Genomic DNA, 17,075 nt, shown 5'->3' with positions numbered 1-17,075 from the left:
GAAGTTTCAGTTAATCAAAAATTAACTGAAACTAAAAAAAAGAAAGGTTATCCCTTCTTTTGATTTTAAAAAAATTATAATGTAACGATATTACTCGCTTGTGCTCCACGAGCTCCTTCAACGATGTTAAAAGAAACCTTTTGTCCTTCTTCTAACGATTTGAATCCCTCTCCAGCGATTGCTGAGAAGTGAGCGAATACATCGTTTCCTCCGTCTTCCGTGATGAATCCGAAACCTTTTTCTGAATTAAACCATTTAACTGTACCTGTAGTCATCATAACTACCTCCTGATATGTTTTATTTCTGTAATGAAGGTAAAAAAAATTTCACGTATTATTACAGATTACATTTAGCTTGTATATAATCTCTAATAACATGTGAAACCATGATCTTTAAAATTTATAAACAATAATGTATATAACTATAATACTACATTTAGATTAGAGAGTCAATAGTTTTTTAAAAAATTATCTTTTTTAATGATTCCTTGACGATTTTATTCATCAGCTCTAATTTAGAAGCGTATTGATATTTAGTCAAAAGTATTCACATCATTTCGTTTAATCATCTAAAAAACTCGTCAAAAATTGGCTCTAGTCGTAAACAGTTACTTAAAATATATCCTTATTAATCTTTATGAGTCGTTCATGAGGTTTTAAAATTGGTTTGCTTTCTATTAAATCTAATTCAAATTTAGATTTTTAGACAGACTAGAACTAAATTATTGTCTAATATTTTTAATTTAAAAATGATAACAAAATCACTAAAGATTATCTGTTGTTTTTGGAGAATATATCATAGTGAGACTATATTTTATTGATAACTTTTTATATTTTTAATGGATCAACGTTAGATTTATTGAAAAAAAACTATAATAAAGAAAAGATGTGAGAAGGAGAACAAACATGATCCCAAATCATTTAGAGTTATGGAAAGAGCTATATGAAGCGTGTAAAGATTTAAGAAAATTAAATCCGTGGGAGTTCCATAGATGCGAAGAGATTATCATTATTAAAGATCCATTAACAAAGGAACTAGGTTATTGCATCATTGAAGAAGATCAATTAGATGGTACACTCAGTTTATCTATCTTAACCGGTCAACAAGCACTAGTTGCTTACTTCCAATCATTAAATTTTGATATTGAAGACTTAGAGGATATGGACTTTACTAAATCAATTCTCAATCAAGAAGGCTTTAAAATCGTGTATGGTAGTAAGGATGAATTGTTTATTGAAGATTATGAGCACATTCAGTCAGTTGGAATAAGCTTTAAAGGGAAAAGTCATTGGCCCGTGATTAGACGATTATTTTCTGGGTCAAGACCATGGTTGCTAGAATCAAAGTCAGATATTATGTTATTAACTACTTATTTAAGACGATTGCAACAAATTTTAATAGAGATTGATAGTGGGACGATTGAATGTCCTGCCACTTGTTATTTGATGTCGAGTTATCGTGACGGAATTTGGCAAATTGAGTATGTGGATAAAGATGATTTACTGATTGAGGAAAATAGATTTATTTATTCAAATGAACTTAAAGCTCATCGTGTGAAGAAATTACCTAAACAAATGATGATTCTTGAAGGACACCAATTTTATGTAAATAAGCCATTTTGGGATGAAATAACTCAACGCGAAGTTTTTCCTCTCATGACTACATTTGTTGACCAACAAACAGGAGAAGTTTATTTAGCTGAATTATCTCAATCAACAAAAGGAGAGTTAGAACAAACGAGTGACCGTTTAGCACAATTATTAATTGATCAATTAAAGGCCAGACCGTGTGAAATGATTGTGTCGGATGAAAGAATTTTTGATCTAATTAGTGATTTTTGTGAAAGAGTAGATATTGATTGTCACATAGGTCCAACTCGAGCATCTGAAAAATTTATGTTTTCATTTATAGGAAATCAAATAGGACAACTAGAAGGAGAAGAACAAGTTTTATTACAATTGATAGAAGCAGCAGAGCAAGCTTATCAGGTCATGCTTGAAACGGAATTAGGCGACACACTAAGCACAATAGAGAAAGCCGCATTAAAAGATATTTGGATTTATTCAGTTTTATTCATGTACAAAGAATTTAATGAACTACCGGGAAGTTGGAGTAAAGACGGATTTGAATCTCTATTACAATCGAAGTTATTAGAAGATAGCGTTAAAAAAGAGTATCAACCTTATTTAGTATCTTCAATAAAATCTTATTTAAAGTGTCAGCAAGAACTAGGCTTATTTAAAAATGCCTTTGTCTTAACTCATGTTTTAGCTAAATATTATTACTAAAAAAAGATGATTCTACGGATCATCTTTTTGTATTTAATGATTTTAATTCATCCTCAAAATGATGACAGACTAATCTTATTTTTGATTTATAGAACGAATAGAAGCCAAGATTATTAAACAAGCGAATACATTTAATTTGAAAGTGTTTTATGATTTTATAACAATAATAGTGATATCTTGTGTAAATTTTACCATAACATCCCATAATAAAAGAAATTAGTTAAAGGGAGCGATGACCTTGAAGGCAACGGGATTAGAGTTAAATGAACTATACGAAGCAGCTAGTGAAGTTGAGAAAATAAAGCCTTGGGAATGGATGAGTGAATATCAATTATTTATTGTAGAAGATCCTGAAACACATCTTATGGGATTTTGTTGTGTGATGGGAAAACAAGCACATGAAAAAGGATTAAAGGTTTATCTTGGGATAGATGGTCTAGATCAATATTTAAAAATGCTTGATTCAAGACAGTTGGTGATTGATGATGAACGGTTTAGTGAGTTTTTATGTCAAGAGACATGTCTATCAGTGAGGTTTCAATCTAAAACACAGTTAAACATAGAAGATGAACAGAGGATGAAAGAATTAAAATCTCATGATTATGAAGGAGAGTTATTTCCAAAGTTTAAAGACTGTCTTTCAGGATTTTTACCAGTTAATTTAAATGGCGGGTGGCAATGTCGATTTTTAAAGGAAGCTTTAAAACAAGTTAAAGAATTATCATTATTAGTTAAAAATACGCCTTCTTTTATGTTAGAAGCTGATCAAGTTCTACTAAGAGTACAAACGCCAGATAAAACGTGGAAGACATTAAAAATATCGTTATCTGTTTTTTTACAACAGTTAGATGAAACTGGAGCGTATTATGGCAATGAACTGGCAGCTTATCGAATTTCAAAACTTCCAGCAACAGATATGGTATTTGAAATTACTCAATTTTTAATGCCAAGTCCCGTTGAAGAAAAAGATCAATCAAGACCTTACTATCCAATGATTACTGCGGTTGTAGAACAAGAATCGAAACAGTTAGTGTTTGCAGAGATGTCAAATCCGAGTTTAGAGAGTCAAGAAGAAATTGTAGTCCAATTTGCCAACACTTTGTTAAAAGAATTAGAATTTAAACCTCGATGCTTAATCACAGATTGTGAGCCTGTAATGAAACATTTTAAAGATTTTTCGTTAAAAACTAAAATTCCTCTGAAAAAAGTTTCTAGACTAGAAGCAGCGAATGAGTTTGTTACGGATTTACTAAATATAGAACGTGAATTAGATGAGTGCTTCGAATTTGATGAAGAAAAAAGTATCGATACACTATTAGAAACAACTCAAGAGATTTGTCAAAATATCTTAAGCTGTGATAGTCTTAGTCGACATTTATCACGTCCTGTCAAACAACAATTTGCCAACATCGTTGAATTATTTCATGTAGTCATGCTCGGTCACTTTCAAGAGTTTCCTGATCATTGGAGTATTGAAAATGTTGAGTATGCTTGTAAAGAAATATTACCAAGCTTATTAACGAAAGAGGAGTTAAAGTTAGTTCCAGATATTTTAAGTCATTATTTAGGAGTTGTTGGTGAGGCACAGTTAATTCCCCACTACATTCACCTTCAAAATTGTGTTTCTCAAATTTATATTTAATAAATATATAAGTCCAGATAAGTTTTTCATATCGGAAAACTTTTAAGCCCTACTAACGGTAGATATATTTTCCTAGAAAATGATAGGTGACCTGTGCCCTACCAAAGGAGGAGACATGCTGCGCATGGTAGGTGACCCCTGGACGATAGTCTGCCTCAGTATTAAAGTAATTGTTCAACTAAGACTGACATGCAATGATGAAATACATTTCTGTTTCTATATAGATGAAAAAAAACTACTTCTTAAGAAGTAGTTTTTTTAATAACTTTATTTTTTAGTAGCTGGACGTTTAAAGATAAATGATTGGATGATCGTCATGATTGAACCTGTTAAGAAGTATAAACCAAAGGCAAATGGTGTTCCAATTGTAATTGAGAACATTGCGAATGGGAAATAATAAGTCATAACTTTCATCATCATATCGCTTGTTTGATTATTTTGTCCATTCATATTAGCTTTCATATTTTTGTTCATTAAGCGTTGAGAATAAACAGTTAATCCAGCAACGACAAATGCTAAAATATAGTTTGGTACTGTTCCAGTTGATCCTAAATTAATACCGAAAAATTCAGCCGCAGCAGCATCTTGAATTAATGGATGACGAGAAATTGCTTGATAGAAAGCTAAGAAGACTGGCATTTGTAAAAGTGGTGTTAAACAAGAAGTCATCGGATTATAATTATATTCTTTATAAAGAGCCATCATTTCTTGTTGCATTTTAATTTGAGAAGCTTGATCTTTTTTATTTTCGTATTTCTTTTGAATACGTTGCATTTTAGGTTGAATTTCTTGCATAATTGCCATTGATTTATTCGATTTTGAATAAAGTGGCATTAAAGCTCCACGAATAATAGCTGTTGCTAAAATAATCGCAAACCCTAAATTATGATTTAATAAATTATAAAGTAATGTAATAAATGATGCTAATGGTAAAACAAAGATTTTATCCCAAAGTCCATTAGCCGTATCAGGCGTAATAGGTTCTGGTGAGATGGCACATCCTGATAAAAGTCCAATTGCAAATACAAAACATAAAACTAGGCTTAATTTCTTTTTCAATTGTATTCCTTCTTTCCCCTAATACTAATTCATATATTGTTAAATCATCAAGTTCTTGTCAACAATATTATAAACTGAATCATAATATAAAATACTTACAATACCCGTATTATAAGTTAAAATAAGGGCTAATTCAATAAAAAATGTGTGAAATTTATCCTAAATGTGAAAATGTTTTAATTTAACATGATTCTATGAGTAACGACATATTATTTAAGTAGAGATGTCTAAAATGGAAATAAAGAAGGTGATGTGTAATGGGGATTGCCACGAATGTTGAGCTTCATAAATTGTATGAAGCTGCGATTGCATTTCGAAAGTTACAACCCTGGAAATGGATGTATGCCTCTCAATTATTTATCATTCATGATGATGAAAGAGACATAGATGGGTTTTGTAGTATCATGGGAATGATGGGGGAGCATTTTTCATTATCAGTCTATTTAGAAGAGGCTGGCTATGAATCTTATCGTTATTTATACGATAAAGCAAGCATTGCGCACATGGACCATATTTTCATGAAAGCAGAAGTTAAAAAGAATTGTTTGACTGTTAGCTTTCAAAATCCTGACTCTTTAACAGAACATGATGAAGAGCAAGCTGCTTTTTTAGGTTATCAATTCAAAGAAAAAAATGAATGCCCAAGATTTAGATATCATCATCCAGGAATTTATTCGTGGTACTTAACGGATGGATGGCAATGTCGATTTTTAACAAAGGCACTAGAACAGGCAATGACTGTAGCCCGATTAGAGTTAGCGAAAGAGCTTAAAGTACCTGAAATTTATGATCAACAATATTATCTAAGATATCATGATGAAGAAAAAGGATGGATAGGTAAATTTATTGATGCCTCTTTATATAAAAAATCCTCTAAACTTAAAAAGACTACTTTTCAAAATGATTTATTAGCTTATCGGATTAAAAAATTACCAAAATTATTGATTACACTAGAAGTTATTCAGTTTTATCTCCCTAACCCTGTTGTTGAAGTTGATTCAGGGCAACCCTTTTTCATGCTAATTACCGCATTAGTTGATTCTGAGGAGGGGCAATTATTTTATTTAGATATTCAAGAAACCGCAGCACTTTACTTATCAGATACAGTTTCAGAATTTGCAAAACAACTTCTTGAACTTCGAATGAGACCTTATGAAATTATTGCCGAAGATGAAGAGACATATGCTTTATTAGAAGATCTTTGTCGACAAATTGATGTGAAATTATCAATCGGCCGTTACACTGCACGTGCACATGAGTTTGCGGAATACATTTATCAAGAACTACAAAACTCAAACTCAAATTCAGTGAAGTTAATTACAAGTGAGGAAACGGATATTGATAAACTTATGGTGTTTTCAGATGAAATTATTAATACCCTTGAACTTCAAGACGCTTTAAGTGAACTCAGTGAATCATCAAAAACGCATTATAAATTGATTGCTCAAACATTTTTATTAGCACTTTACACCATTCATAATCAAATCCCTAGTGAATGGACATCAGAAGCCGTTAAAGATATTTGTTCGAGTGTTTTACCTGAACAGCTTCAAAAAGAGATTTTAAAAGAAGCTAAGCCTGTTCTTTCACATTTTATTACGGTATTAGGTGAAGAACAAATAGTTTCAAATTATCGTTCTATTTTATTAATTATTAATAACTATTTATAAAAACGACGTTTAGTCGTTTTTTATATTGTGTACAAAAAAATTATGAGTCATAGAATGAGAGTTTAGAATTAATTCAAAGACGTTTATAGTTTATGATTAAACGGAAACGTTAATATCATACAAATCTAACAAAATGTATTAATATTTGCCTGTTTTAAGTAGTATAATGACTAGGTAAACGTATTCATTTTAAGCGAGGGGGACTTTTATGAAGAATTATCTAGTATTAGATATTGGAGGAAGTGCAGTTAAGTATGCAAAAATGGACGAAGAGGCAACTATTTTAGAAAAAGGTAGTGTGAAAACACCAGTCGATAAAATTGAAAATTTAATTGAGGTCATTGGTTTTTTATATGATCAGTATCAAGAGGAAATTGAAGGAATAGCTATTAGTATGCCAGGTGTTATTGATGTTAAGCGTGGATATACGTATAGTGGAGGTTTCTTAAGATATAATACGAACGTCGAATTTGTCAAACTAGTTCAACAACGTTGTCCAGTTAAAGTAACGATTGAAAATGATGGGAAGTGTGCTGCTTTAGCAGAAGTATGGAGAGGAAGTTTAAAAGATGTAAATGATGCGATTGTGATCGTTCTTGGAACAGGAATCGGCGGAGGAGTCGTGATTAATCGTAAAGTTCATAAAGGTTCTTCTTCTTTTGCTGGTGAATTTAGTGCACTACGTTTAAATAATGAGCATTTAGATGAGGGGGAATATACTTGGGGATTTCTAGGGGGAGCGAAACAATTATCAAATAAAGTTGCCGAAGTTAAACAATTAAACAAAGATGAGGTGGATGGTTATTTTATCTTTGAAAAAGCAAACGAAGGTGATGAAGAGGTATTAGCTGTTTTGGATGCGTTTACTAAACAAATTGCTGCACAAATTGTGAATCTTCAATGTGTGATTGATCCAGAGCGTGTAGCGATTGGTGGAGGAATTAGTGCTCAGCCGTTATTAATTGATTACATTAAAAAAAATCTCGATCATTTTGCCGATAATTTTGGACACTATAAACCAAGTGTAGACGTTGTGCCATGTACGTTTAGAAATGATTCGAATTTAATTGGAGCGCTTTATCATTACTTAACCTATACAGCTTAAAGGAAGTCTTAAATGACTTCCTTTTTTTGTTTAGTGAATTCAAACAGACGATTTGAAGAGAGGGTGATATAATAATTTTAATCTAGCTTCTATGAAAGGACTGAATCAAATGGAACAAGTCTATCCACGTATTGTTGAATTTTTAAAAGAGGAATTAGGTGAGGATACGAGTGGTCATAGCTTAGATCATGCATTTCGAGTGTATAAAAATGCAAAAGCCATTTTAAAACAAGAGGGTGGAAATGAACGCATCATTTTAATCTCGGCGTTAGTACATGATGTGATTGATCCTAAATTATTTGACGATGTACGTGAGCAACAAGCCAAATTACTCATGTTTTTACAAATGATCGGATGTAGCCAAACAGAATTGGAACAAATCTTCTATATTATAGAAAACATTTCTTATAAAGGAGGGACTAGTCAAGCGGTTCAAACGCATGAAGCTAAAGTTGTTCAAGATGCTGATCGATTGGATGCAATTGGTGCTATTGGAGTTGGGCGAACGTTTATGTATGGAGGTTCAAAAGGAATAAAAATGTATGATGAATCCATTAATCCGATTGAGTTTGAAGATGAAAAATCGTATCGTCATCATAAAGGAACAGTTATTAATCATTTTGATGAAAAATTATTTAAGTTAAAAGGGTTAATGAACACAGAAACCGCAAAACAAATCGCTTATAAACGTCATGAATTTATGGAACAATTTGTTGAACAGTTTTTAAACGAATGGAATGGGCTAGGATAAGATCGATTTTACTGTCGAATATTCTGCAGAGATTTTAAATATAAATTGACTTTTTTTTCTAATTGATCTATAATAACTGAGAAAGCTTTAATTCGGTCCCGTGAGGCTGAGAAGAACACGTTTAAAAGATAATAGAACTATATCTTCCTTTATGGAATTCGTGTATCCTCTTTTGGCCTACTTAAGTTGCTGAAAGAGGATTTTTTTATGTAAAAAGCTGAAGTAGTCAGTCTTTCGTTTGTATGATGACTAGACGAGATTAACAAGCTTGTAAAAATCCACGAAGATTCATTGGACGAAATAAATGATTCTAAACTAACCTTTTATTCACTTTGTGTTCTTTCCACTAACGATACAGGTGTAAATCTGAGGAGGAATAGAAATGGAGAAAAAATTAATTTTAGATGTGCATGAAAAACCAAAAGCAATTCATTGGATGGCACTAAGCATTCAACATGTGTTAGCGATGTTTGGATCAACGGTACTCGTGCCTATGTTAACAGGATTGCCAGTTAGTTTAGCATTGATTTCATCAGGAATTGGAACATTCTTTTACTTATTTGTAACAAAAGGGAAATCACCGGTTTATTTAGGTTCGTCCTTTGCTTATATCTCACCCATCATTTCAGCGTTAGCACTTGGTGCGACTTTAAACCAAGATGGGACGCTTGCTAGTCAAGGAAATTATGGTGCTGTAATGGGCGGGCTAATGATGGTAGGTCTTGTCTATCTGATTATGGCATTACTCATTAAATTAATTGGGACAAGCTGGTTAAATAAACTGTTACCACCGGTTGTCATTGGTCCGACGATTATGGTCATTGGATTAAGTTTAGCTGCAACGGCCGTTGATATGGCATCAGAACATGTCGTTGTTGCTTTAATTACATTGTTAACAGCGGTTCTTGTTTCAACTTATACGAAAGGTTTATTGCAGTTGTTACCTATCTTCAGTGGAATTGTTGTGGGATATATTTCAGCTATTATGTTTAAACTGGTTGATTTTAGTGTAGTTCATGAAGCAAATTTGTTTGCGGTGCCTGATTTTGCATTTTTACACTCAGCTCCAGTTTTTAATTTAGAAGTAGCAGCCATTATGGTACCAGTAGCCATTGTGACAATCACAGAACATATTGGAGATCATTTAGTTTTAGGATCAATTATTGGACGAGACTTAACAAAAAATCCTGGATTACACCGAACGTTAATTGGTGATGGAGTCGCAACCTTCTTAGCTGGATTCATTGGTGGACCTGCTAATACCACATATGGCGAAAATACAGGTGTCATTGGATTAACTAAAGTTGCTTCTGTTTGGGTCATTGGTGGAGCAGCACTAACGGCTTTAACGCTCGGATTTATTGGAAAGTTTACAGCTTTAGTTCAAACGATTCCAAATGCCGTGATGGGAGGCGTAAGTATTCTGTTATTTGGAGTTATCGCTTCTTCTGGGGTACGCGTACTGATTAATAATCAGATTGACTTTGGACGTCAACGTAATTTAATCATTGGATCGGTTATTTTAATCACAGGAATCGGAGGATTAACGATTAATATTGGTCAAATCACGTTATCAGGAATGGCGTTATCAGCGATTATTGGTGTGATTTTACACTTAATCTTACCTGAAAAGGAAGCGTCTTACGGACTACGATCTCAAAAAACTGAATGTGAATTAGAAATTATGGATGAAAACATCTCAACTTCTAAAGAAATCATGATTAAAAAACAAACGACGGCTAGTTAGCCATTTAGAAAAGTCAGCTTGTTTGCTGATTTTTTTTATAAGTAAATTTTATGAAAAAAATGTTATAATAGGAAAATAATTGTTATTTTATACAGAAAAAGGGTGATGAAAATGACTGCGATTAAACATTTAACACGATTATCAGATTTCACAGTTGAAGAAATTATGAACATTTTAGAACGTGCAAATCGTTATGCCATGGGGGAAGCTTGTCCTCAACTTAAAGGAAAAGTCATAGCTAATTTGTTTTTTGAGCCAAGCACACGTACACAGTATTCATTTATGATGGCAGAACAAAAATTAGGGTTAAAAACAATGGATTTTACGGCTGAGACATCAAGTGTTCAAAAAGGTGAAACATTATATGATACCGTTAAAACATTTGAAGCAATTGGAGTCGATGGAGTGGTCATTCGTCATCCACAAAATAATTACTTTGAAGAGTTAATTCCTCATTTAAATATCCCAATCTTCAACGGAGGAGATGGAAGTGGAAATCATCCCACTCAATCATTACTTGATTTATTAACAATCTATCAAGAGTATGGAACATTTGAAGGATTAAAAATTGCAATCGTTGGGGATATTGCACACTCACGTGTGGCACATACGAATATCGAAGTCATGACGCGATTAGGAATGGAAGTTCACTTAGTAGCCCCCGATCAATTTCAAGAAGAAGGATATGAGTGGGAGAACTTAGATGATGTGTTAGAAGAGATGGATATTATCATGTTACTTCGAGTTCAACACGAACGCCATGATGGAGGAATGGAGTTAACGAAAGAAGAGTATCATCAACAATATGGGTTAACGACTGAGCGTGAAAAGAGAATGAAAGACGGGGCTATCATTATGCATCCAGCACCATTTAATCGAGGGGTAGAAATCGCTGATGATGTGGTGGAATGTGAGCGTAGCCGTATCTTTAAACAAATGAGTAATGGTGTTTTTGTTCGAATGTCAGTCTTAGTTGGTTCTTTAGGGTAAGAAATACGAAACAATAGAAGTGAAACTCTTAATGATAGTGAAGTTAAAGATTATCAATAGATGAGAAGAAAACCTTATGAAATAGGGAGGGAATGAAGTGATTCTTTTAAAAAATGGGCGAAAAGTAAATGAGAATAATGAATTAATAAACATTGATTTATTGATTCAAGACGGGATTATTGTTGAAATGAGCGAGTGCATTGAAAATTCTGAGGCGTATGTGTATGACTTAGCAGGAAAGTTAGTTTCACCAGGATTGATTGATGTTCATGTTCACTTAAGAGAACCAGGTTATGAACGAAAAGAAACGATTGAAACAGGAACAAAAGCAGCCGCGCGTGGTGGATATACAACGATTGCGGCTATGGCAAATACCATTCCGGTTCCAGATTCAATCGAACATGTGAGTTATATTGAAGCGTTATTAGAAAAAAATGCACAAGTTCGTGTGTTTCCGTATGCAGCGATCACCATCGGAGAACGAGGTGAGGAAATTGTTGATGTTGAAGCTTTATCAAAACGAGGAATCTTAGGATTTTCAGATGATGGTCGTGGAATTCAAGAAGCGGGTGTGATGTATCAAGCGATGAAGCGAGCGAAAGCAGTCAATAAGCCGATTGTTGCTCATTGCGAAGACGATAGTTTGTTATTCGGTGGCTACTTACATGAAGGAGAGTATGCGAAAGCAAATGGTCATCGCGGTATTTTATCCGTAAGTGAATCAGCACAAATTGCACGTGATATTATGCTTGCACAGGCAACTGGTGTTCACTATCATATTTGCCATATTAGTACGAAAGAAAGTGTTGAACTCGTGAGATTTGCCAAGGAACAAGGGATTCATGTGACAGCCGAAGTTTCACCCCATCATTTAATTCTTTGTGATATGGATATTGTGGATGATGACACCAATTTCAAAATGAATCCACCGCTTCGTTCTGATGCCGATCGCATGGCATGTGTTGAAGGATTACTAGATGGAACGATCGATGTCATTGCAACCGATCATGCGCCACATCATGAGGATGAGAAAGCATGGGGAATTGAAACAGCACCATTTGGAATTGTCGGATTAGAGACAGCATTTCCATTAATGTATACAACGTTTGTTAAAACAGGGCAAATGACACTTAAGCAATTAATTGATTGCATGAGTACAAAAGCTGCAACTATCTTTGATTTACCATACGGAAAATTAGAAATGGGAGCAGCAGCTGATCTGACAATCATTGATTTAGATAAAGAGATGGAAATCGATTCATCAAAATTTTTATCAAAAGGTAAAAATACACCGTTTAATGGTTATCATGTAGCGGGATGGCCAGTGATGACAGTAGTTGGTGGAAAAATAGTTTATAAAGATGAACAGATGAATTAACAGGAGGGTTAAGTGATGTACAATCGTAAGCTTGTATTAGAAGATGGAACAGTATTTTTAGGAACGGCATTTGGGTGCTTAGATTCAATGATTGGAGAAGTCGTATTCAATACGGGGATGACAGGATATCAAGAAATTTTATCGGACCCATCCTACTTTGGACAAATGGTAACAATGACATATCCTTTAATTGGGAACTATGGAATTAACGATTCTGATTTCGAATCATTCTCACCATCAGCATCGGCGTTAATTGTTAAGGAATATTGTGAAGTACCATCAAACTGGCGCTCATCTAAAACGTTAAGTCAGCTATTAGCTGAAAAAAAGGTACCTGGGTTATGTAATGTAGATACACGAGCATTAACGATTAAAATTCGTGAGCATGGGGCCATTCGTGGAATGATTGCAGATATTAACATGAGTGATGAAGAAGTGTTAGCGAAATTAAAAGAAACACCTGTGTTAAATCGTCATGTTGAACATGTTTCAACAAAAATGGTTTATACCGCACCAGGTAGTGGACATCGAGTTGTTTTAGTTGATTTTGGGGTTAAAAAAGGAATTATTCGTGACTTAACAGCTCGTGGATGTGAAGTGATTGTTGTTCCATTTGATACAACAGCACAGCAGATTGAACAATTAAATCCAGATGGAGTTGTGTTAAGTAACGGACCAGGGGATCCAAAAGATGTTGTTGAAGCTTTACCAATGATTCGTGAAATTCAAGCTAAATATCCATTAATGGGAATTTGTTTAGGACATCAGTTATTCGCTTTAGCAAATGGTGCAGATACAAAGAAAATGAAATTTGGACACCGAGGATGTAATCACCCAGTTAAAGATTTAGAAACAAATAAGGTTCATATTACCTCTCAAAACCATGGTTATGAAGTGTGCCGTGAATCGATCGAGCATACACCACTTGAAGTGACACATGTGGCACTAAATGACAATACGGTTGAAGGATTAAAACATAAAGAATACAAAGCTTTTACAGTTCAATATCATCCAGAAGCATCACCAGGACCAGACGATGCGAGCTATTTATTCGATCGTTTTATCGAAAACTTAAAATAAGATTGTTAGAGAAAGTGACTTCTCATCATCGATTTTATAGGAGATTAACAGCTTAACTTTAAAATAGAGTCAAAGATTGATGATTTATCAATTGTAAAGAGAGAACTTAGGAGGAATTACATATGCCAAAACGCTCAGATATTAATCGTATTCTAGTTATTGGTTCAGGTCCAATTATCATTGGGCAAGCAGCGGAGTTTGATTATGCTGGAACGCAAGCTTGTCAGTCATTAAAAGAAGAAGGATATGAAGTTATCTTAGTTAACTCAAACCCAGCAACGATTATGACAGATACAGAAATTGCAGATAAAGTTTACATGGAACCTTTAACGAAAGAATTCTTAAGTAAAATTATTCGTAAAGAACGTCCAGATGCGGTATTACCATCACTTGGAGGACAAACGGGTTTAAACTTAGTTGTTGAGTTAGCTGAAGATGGCATCTTAAGAGAATGTGGAGTTGAGATTTTAGGAACTGATTTAGCAGCGATTAAAAAAGCAGAAGATCGTGATATGTTCCGTGAGTTAATGTTTGAATTAAATCAACCAATTCCAGAATCAACAATTGTTAATACGGTTGAAGAGGCAGTTAACTTTGCGAATGAAATTGGTTATCCAATCATTGTTCGCCCTGCATACACGTTAGGAGGAACTGGTGGGGGAATTGTTGATGATGAAGCGACGCTTCGTACAACTGTTGAAAATGGATTAAACTTATCACCAGTAACACAATGTTTAATTGAAAAATCAATTGCAGGTTACAAAGAGATTGAATACGAAGTAATGCGTGATGCTAATGATAATGCGATTGTTGTTTGTAATATGGAAAACTTTGACCCAGTTGGAATTCATACAGGAGACTCAATCGTTGTTGCTCCATCACAAACACTCGCTGATCGTGAGTATCATATGCTTCGTGATGTGTCGTTAACGATTATCCGTGCATTAGGAATTGAAGGAGGATGTAACGTTCAGTTAGCGTTAGATCCAAATAGCTTTAACTATTATGTGATTGAGGTTAATCCTCGTGTTTCTCGTTCATCAGCATTAGCATCGAAGGCAACTGGATACCCAATTGCTAAGATTGCAGCTAAAATTGCTGTTGGTTTAACGTTAGATGAAATTATTAACCCAGTAACAGGGGTATCTTATGCATGCTTTGAACCCGCTTTAGATTATGTGGTTGCTAAAATTCCTCGCTGGCCGTTTGATAAATTTAACTCAGCCAATCGTCGTTTAGGAACACAAATGAAAGCAACAGGAGAGGTTATGGCCATTGGACGTAATTTTGAAGAGTCATTATTAAAAGCTGTTCGCTCATTAGAAACGAAAGTTTATCATGTGGAGTTAGAGTCATTAAAAGATGAGTCAGAAGAGGTGTTATGGAAACGAACAAAATATGCAGATGATGAGCGTTTATTCGTGATCAGTGAATTAATTCGTCGAAATACATCCATTGAAGAAATTCATGAAGTCACAAAAATTGATTTATTCTTCTTAACAAAACTAAAAGGAATTATTGATTTTGAATCAGTAATTAAAGAAAACCCATGGAACCTAGATATTTTAGGACAAGCTAAACGTATGGGATTTGCAGATATTACGATCGCAAAATATTGGAACACGACTGAATTAGAAGTTTATAACTTCCGAAAAGAAAGATCTTTAGTTCCTGTTTACAAAATGGTAGATACATGTAGTGCTGAATTTGAATCAAAAACACCTTATTACTATGGAACGTATGAAACATACAATGAATCAAAACGTACAGATAAACCAAGTGTTGTTGTATTAGGATCGGGACCAATTCGTATTGGACAAGGGGTTGAGTTTGATTATGCGACTGTACACTGTGTGATGGCCATCCAGCAAGCAGGATATGAAGCAATTATTATTAACAATAATCCAGAAACAGTGTCTACAGACTTCTCAATTTCAGATAAATTATACTTTGAACCATTAACGATTGAAGATGTTATGCATGTCATTGACTTAGAACAACCAGAAGGTGTTATTGTTCAGTTTGGGGGACAAACAGCGATTAACTTAGCATCTAAGTTACAAGAGCGTGGAATTAAAATTTTAGGAACATCGTTAGAAAATATTGATCGTGCAGAAGATCGTGATCAATTTGAAAAATTATTAAAAGATTTAGAAATTCCTCAACCATTAGGAGCAACGTGCCAATCAGTTGAAGGCGCAAAAGAAATTGCTAATCGCATTGGATATCCAGTATTATTACGCCCTTCATACGTATTAGGTGGACGTGCGATGGAGATTATCGATAACGATGCTGAGATTGAACGCTACATGAAAGAAGCATTAAAAGAAAACGGAGAAAACCCAATCTTAATCGACCGTTACTTAACAGGTAAAGAGGTAGAGGTTGATGCGATTTCAGATGGTGAGAATGTCTACATTCCTGGAATTATGGAACACATTGAACGTGCGGGTGTTCACTCAGGAGATTCAATGGCTGTTTATCCACCTCAAACATTATCAAAAGAAGTGATGGATAAATTAATTGACTATACAACACGTATCGCTCGTGGTTTAACGATTGTTGGACTTTTAAATATTCAATTTGTTGTGACGAAAGAAGAAGATGTTTACGTATTAGAAGTTAACCCACGTTCATCGCGTACGGTTCCATTCTTAAGTAAAATTACAAATGTACCAATGGCGAACATCGCAACAAAAGCGATCTTAGGACAGTCATTAGTTGCTCAAGGATATGAAACAGGTTATCATCCACATTCTGAAGGAGTCTATGTGAAAGCACCAGTGTTCTCATTCTCTAAATTACGTAAAGTTGATATTTCTTTAGGGCCAGAAATGAAGTCAACGGGAGAGGCAATTGGGAAAGATCGTACACTTGAAAAGGCATTATACAAAGCATTAGTTGCCGCAGGAATGAAGATGCCAACTCATGGACGTATCTTATTCACCATTGGAAATAAAGATAAAGAAGAGGCAGTGGAATTAGCTCGTCAATTCACTGAAATTGGATATGAGTTAATTTCAACAGAAGGAACATGCAAACTATTACATGAACATGGAATTTACGCTGTTCCAATCGCTAAAATTGGAGAAGAAGGACGTACCGTTTTAGATGTTATTCGTGGACAACAAGTTCAATTTGTCATTAACACGTTCTCAGTAAGTAAAAAAGATCGCATTACAGACGGATTCTTAATTCGTCGTGAGGCCGTTGAAAATAATATTCCATGTTTAACATCATTAGATACAGCTCGTGCCGTTTATAAAGTATTAGAATCGATGAGCTTTGCGATTGATGCTTCAATTTAAGTAATGAATAAAAAGCTATCGTATCATAGCTAGTATTTTAGTTAATCAAGTTTAGCC

12 protein-coding genes are annotated in these 17,075 nt (G+C 34.1%); 10 read left to right on the top strand and 2 right to left on the bottom strand.

Annotated elements, in window-relative coordinates; genetic code table 11:
* Nucleotides 1-74: 74 nt before the first annotated feature.
* Nucleotides 75-275 (bottom strand): cold-shock protein, encoded by a 201-nt coding sequence (locus tag JRC48_RS09015; RefSeq protein WP_235069239.1) that lies wholly within the window; start codon nucleotides 273-275, stop codon nucleotides 75-77.
* A gap of 630 nt (nucleotides 276-905) precedes the next feature.
* Between JRC48_RS09015 and JRC48_RS09010 the strand changes: the two genes are divergently transcribed.
* Nucleotides 906-2,288 carry a hypothetical protein gene (locus JRC48_RS09010; protein ID WP_235069238.1) on the top strand — a complete coding sequence of 461 codons (1,383 nt, stop codon included), beginning with the start codon at nucleotides 906-908 and terminating at the stop codon, nucleotides 2,286-2,288.
* Between the two features lie 238 nt (nucleotides 2,289-2,526).
* Nucleotides 2,527-3,930 carry a hypothetical protein gene (locus JRC48_RS09005; RefSeq protein WP_235069237.1) on the top strand — a complete coding sequence of 468 codons (1,404 nt, stop codon included), beginning with the start codon at nucleotides 2,527-2,529 and terminating at the stop codon, nucleotides 3,928-3,930.
* Nucleotides 3,931-4,197: 267 nt separating this feature from the next.
* Here the strand turns inward: JRC48_RS09005 and JRC48_RS09000 are convergent, their stop codons facing one another.
* Nucleotides 4,198-4,989 carry a YidC/Oxa1 family membrane protein insertase gene (locus JRC48_RS09000; RefSeq protein ID WP_235069236.1) on the bottom strand — a complete coding sequence of 264 codons (792 nt, stop codon included), beginning with the start codon at nucleotides 4,987-4,989 and terminating at the stop codon, nucleotides 4,198-4,200.
* Nucleotides 4,990-5,246: 257 nt separating this feature from the next.
* Between JRC48_RS09000 and JRC48_RS08995 the strand changes: the two genes are divergently transcribed.
* The 8 genes from JRC48_RS08995 (at nucleotide 5,247) to carB (ending at nucleotide 17,018) form a co-directional block, all read left to right on the top strand.
* Nucleotides 5,247-6,659, top strand: coding sequence for a hypothetical protein (locus JRC48_RS08995; protein WP_235069235.1), 1,413 nt, complete (start codon nucleotides 5,247-5,249; stop codon nucleotides 6,657-6,659).
* 208 nt (nucleotides 6,660-6,867) lie between these two features.
* Nucleotides 6,868-7,764, top strand: coding sequence for an ROK family protein (locus JRC48_RS08990; RefSeq protein ID WP_235069234.1), 897 nt, complete (start codon nucleotides 6,868-6,870; stop codon nucleotides 7,762-7,764).
* Nucleotides 7,765-7,873: 109 nt separating this feature from the next.
* Nucleotides 7,874-8,515 carry an HD domain-containing protein gene (locus tag JRC48_RS08985; RefSeq protein WP_235069233.1) on the top strand — a complete coding sequence of 214 codons (642 nt, stop codon included), beginning with the start codon at nucleotides 7,874-7,876 and terminating at the stop codon, nucleotides 8,513-8,515.
* A 382-nt stretch (nucleotides 8,516-8,897) separates the two neighbouring features.
* Nucleotides 8,898-10,262, top strand: a complete 1,365-nt coding sequence (locus JRC48_RS08980) for a solute carrier family 23 protein (RefSeq protein WP_235069232.1) — start codon at nucleotides 8,898-8,900, stop codon at nucleotides 10,260-10,262.
* 111 nt (nucleotides 10,263-10,373) lie between these two features.
* Complete coding sequence (locus JRC48_RS08975; RefSeq protein ID WP_304941312.1) at nucleotides 10,374-11,252, top strand: aspartate carbamoyltransferase catalytic subunit; 879 nt, start codon at nucleotides 10,374-10,376, stop codon at nucleotides 11,250-11,252.
* Between the two features lie 97 nt (nucleotides 11,253-11,349).
* Nucleotides 11,350-12,630, top strand: a complete 1,281-nt coding sequence (locus JRC48_RS08970) for a dihydroorotase (protein WP_235069231.1) — start codon at nucleotides 11,350-11,352, stop codon at nucleotides 12,628-12,630.
* A gap of 15 nt (nucleotides 12,631-12,645) precedes the next feature.
* Nucleotides 12,646-13,710 carry a carbamoyl phosphate synthase small subunit gene (locus JRC48_RS08965; protein WP_235069230.1) on the top strand — a complete coding sequence of 355 codons (1,065 nt, stop codon included), beginning with the start codon at nucleotides 12,646-12,648 and terminating at the stop codon, nucleotides 13,708-13,710.
* Between the two features lie 122 nt (nucleotides 13,711-13,832).
* Nucleotides 13,833-17,018 carry a carbamoyl-phosphate synthase large subunit gene (gene carB / locus JRC48_RS08960; RefSeq protein WP_235069229.1) on the top strand — a complete coding sequence of 1,062 codons (3,186 nt, stop codon included), beginning with the start codon at nucleotides 13,833-13,835 and terminating at the stop codon, nucleotides 17,016-17,018.
* Nucleotides 17,019-17,075: the final 57 nt, after the last annotated feature.

The organism is Turicibacter sp. TJ11 (genome assembly GCF_021497505.1).
Lineage (GTDB): Bacteria > Bacillota_I > Bacilli_A > MOL361 > Turicibacteraceae > Turicibacter.
The sequence above is the reverse complement of the archived record's forward strand: the minus strand, read 5'-3'. Positions and strand labels throughout refer to the sequence as shown.

Excerpts from the sequence above, each read along its gene's own strand:
- JRC48_RS08975 (WP_304941312.1), top strand. The coding sequence starts at position 10,374 with ATGACTGCGATTAAACATTTAACACGATTATCAGATTTCACAGTTGAA.
- JRC48_RS09010 (WP_235069238.1), top strand. The coding sequence starts at position 906 with ATGATCCCAAATCATTTAGAGTTATGGAAAGAGCTATATGAAGCGTGT.
- JRC48_RS08985 (WP_235069233.1), top strand. The coding sequence starts at position 7,874 with ATGGAACAAGTCTATCCACGTATTGTTGAATTTTTAAAAGAGGAATTA.
- JRC48_RS09015 (WP_235069239.1), bottom strand. The coding sequence starts at position 275 with ATGACTACAGGTACAGTTAAATGGTTTAATTCAGAAAAAGGTTTCGGA.
- carB (WP_235069229.1), top strand. The coding sequence starts at position 13,833 with ATGCCAAAACGCTCAGATATTAATCGTATTCTAGTTATTGGTTCAGGT.
- JRC48_RS08990 (WP_235069234.1), top strand. The coding sequence starts at position 6,868 with ATGAAGAATTATCTAGTATTAGATATTGGAGGAAGTGCAGTTAAGTAT.
- JRC48_RS08995 (WP_235069235.1), top strand. The coding sequence starts at position 5,247 with ATGGGGATTGCCACGAATGTTGAGCTTCATAAATTGTATGAAGCTGCG.
- JRC48_RS08965 (WP_235069230.1), top strand. The coding sequence starts at position 12,646 with ATGTACAATCGTAAGCTTGTATTAGAAGATGGAACAGTATTTTTAGGA.
- JRC48_RS08980 (WP_235069232.1), top strand. The coding sequence starts at position 8,898 with ATGGAGAAAAAATTAATTTTAGATGTGCATGAAAAACCAAAAGCAATT.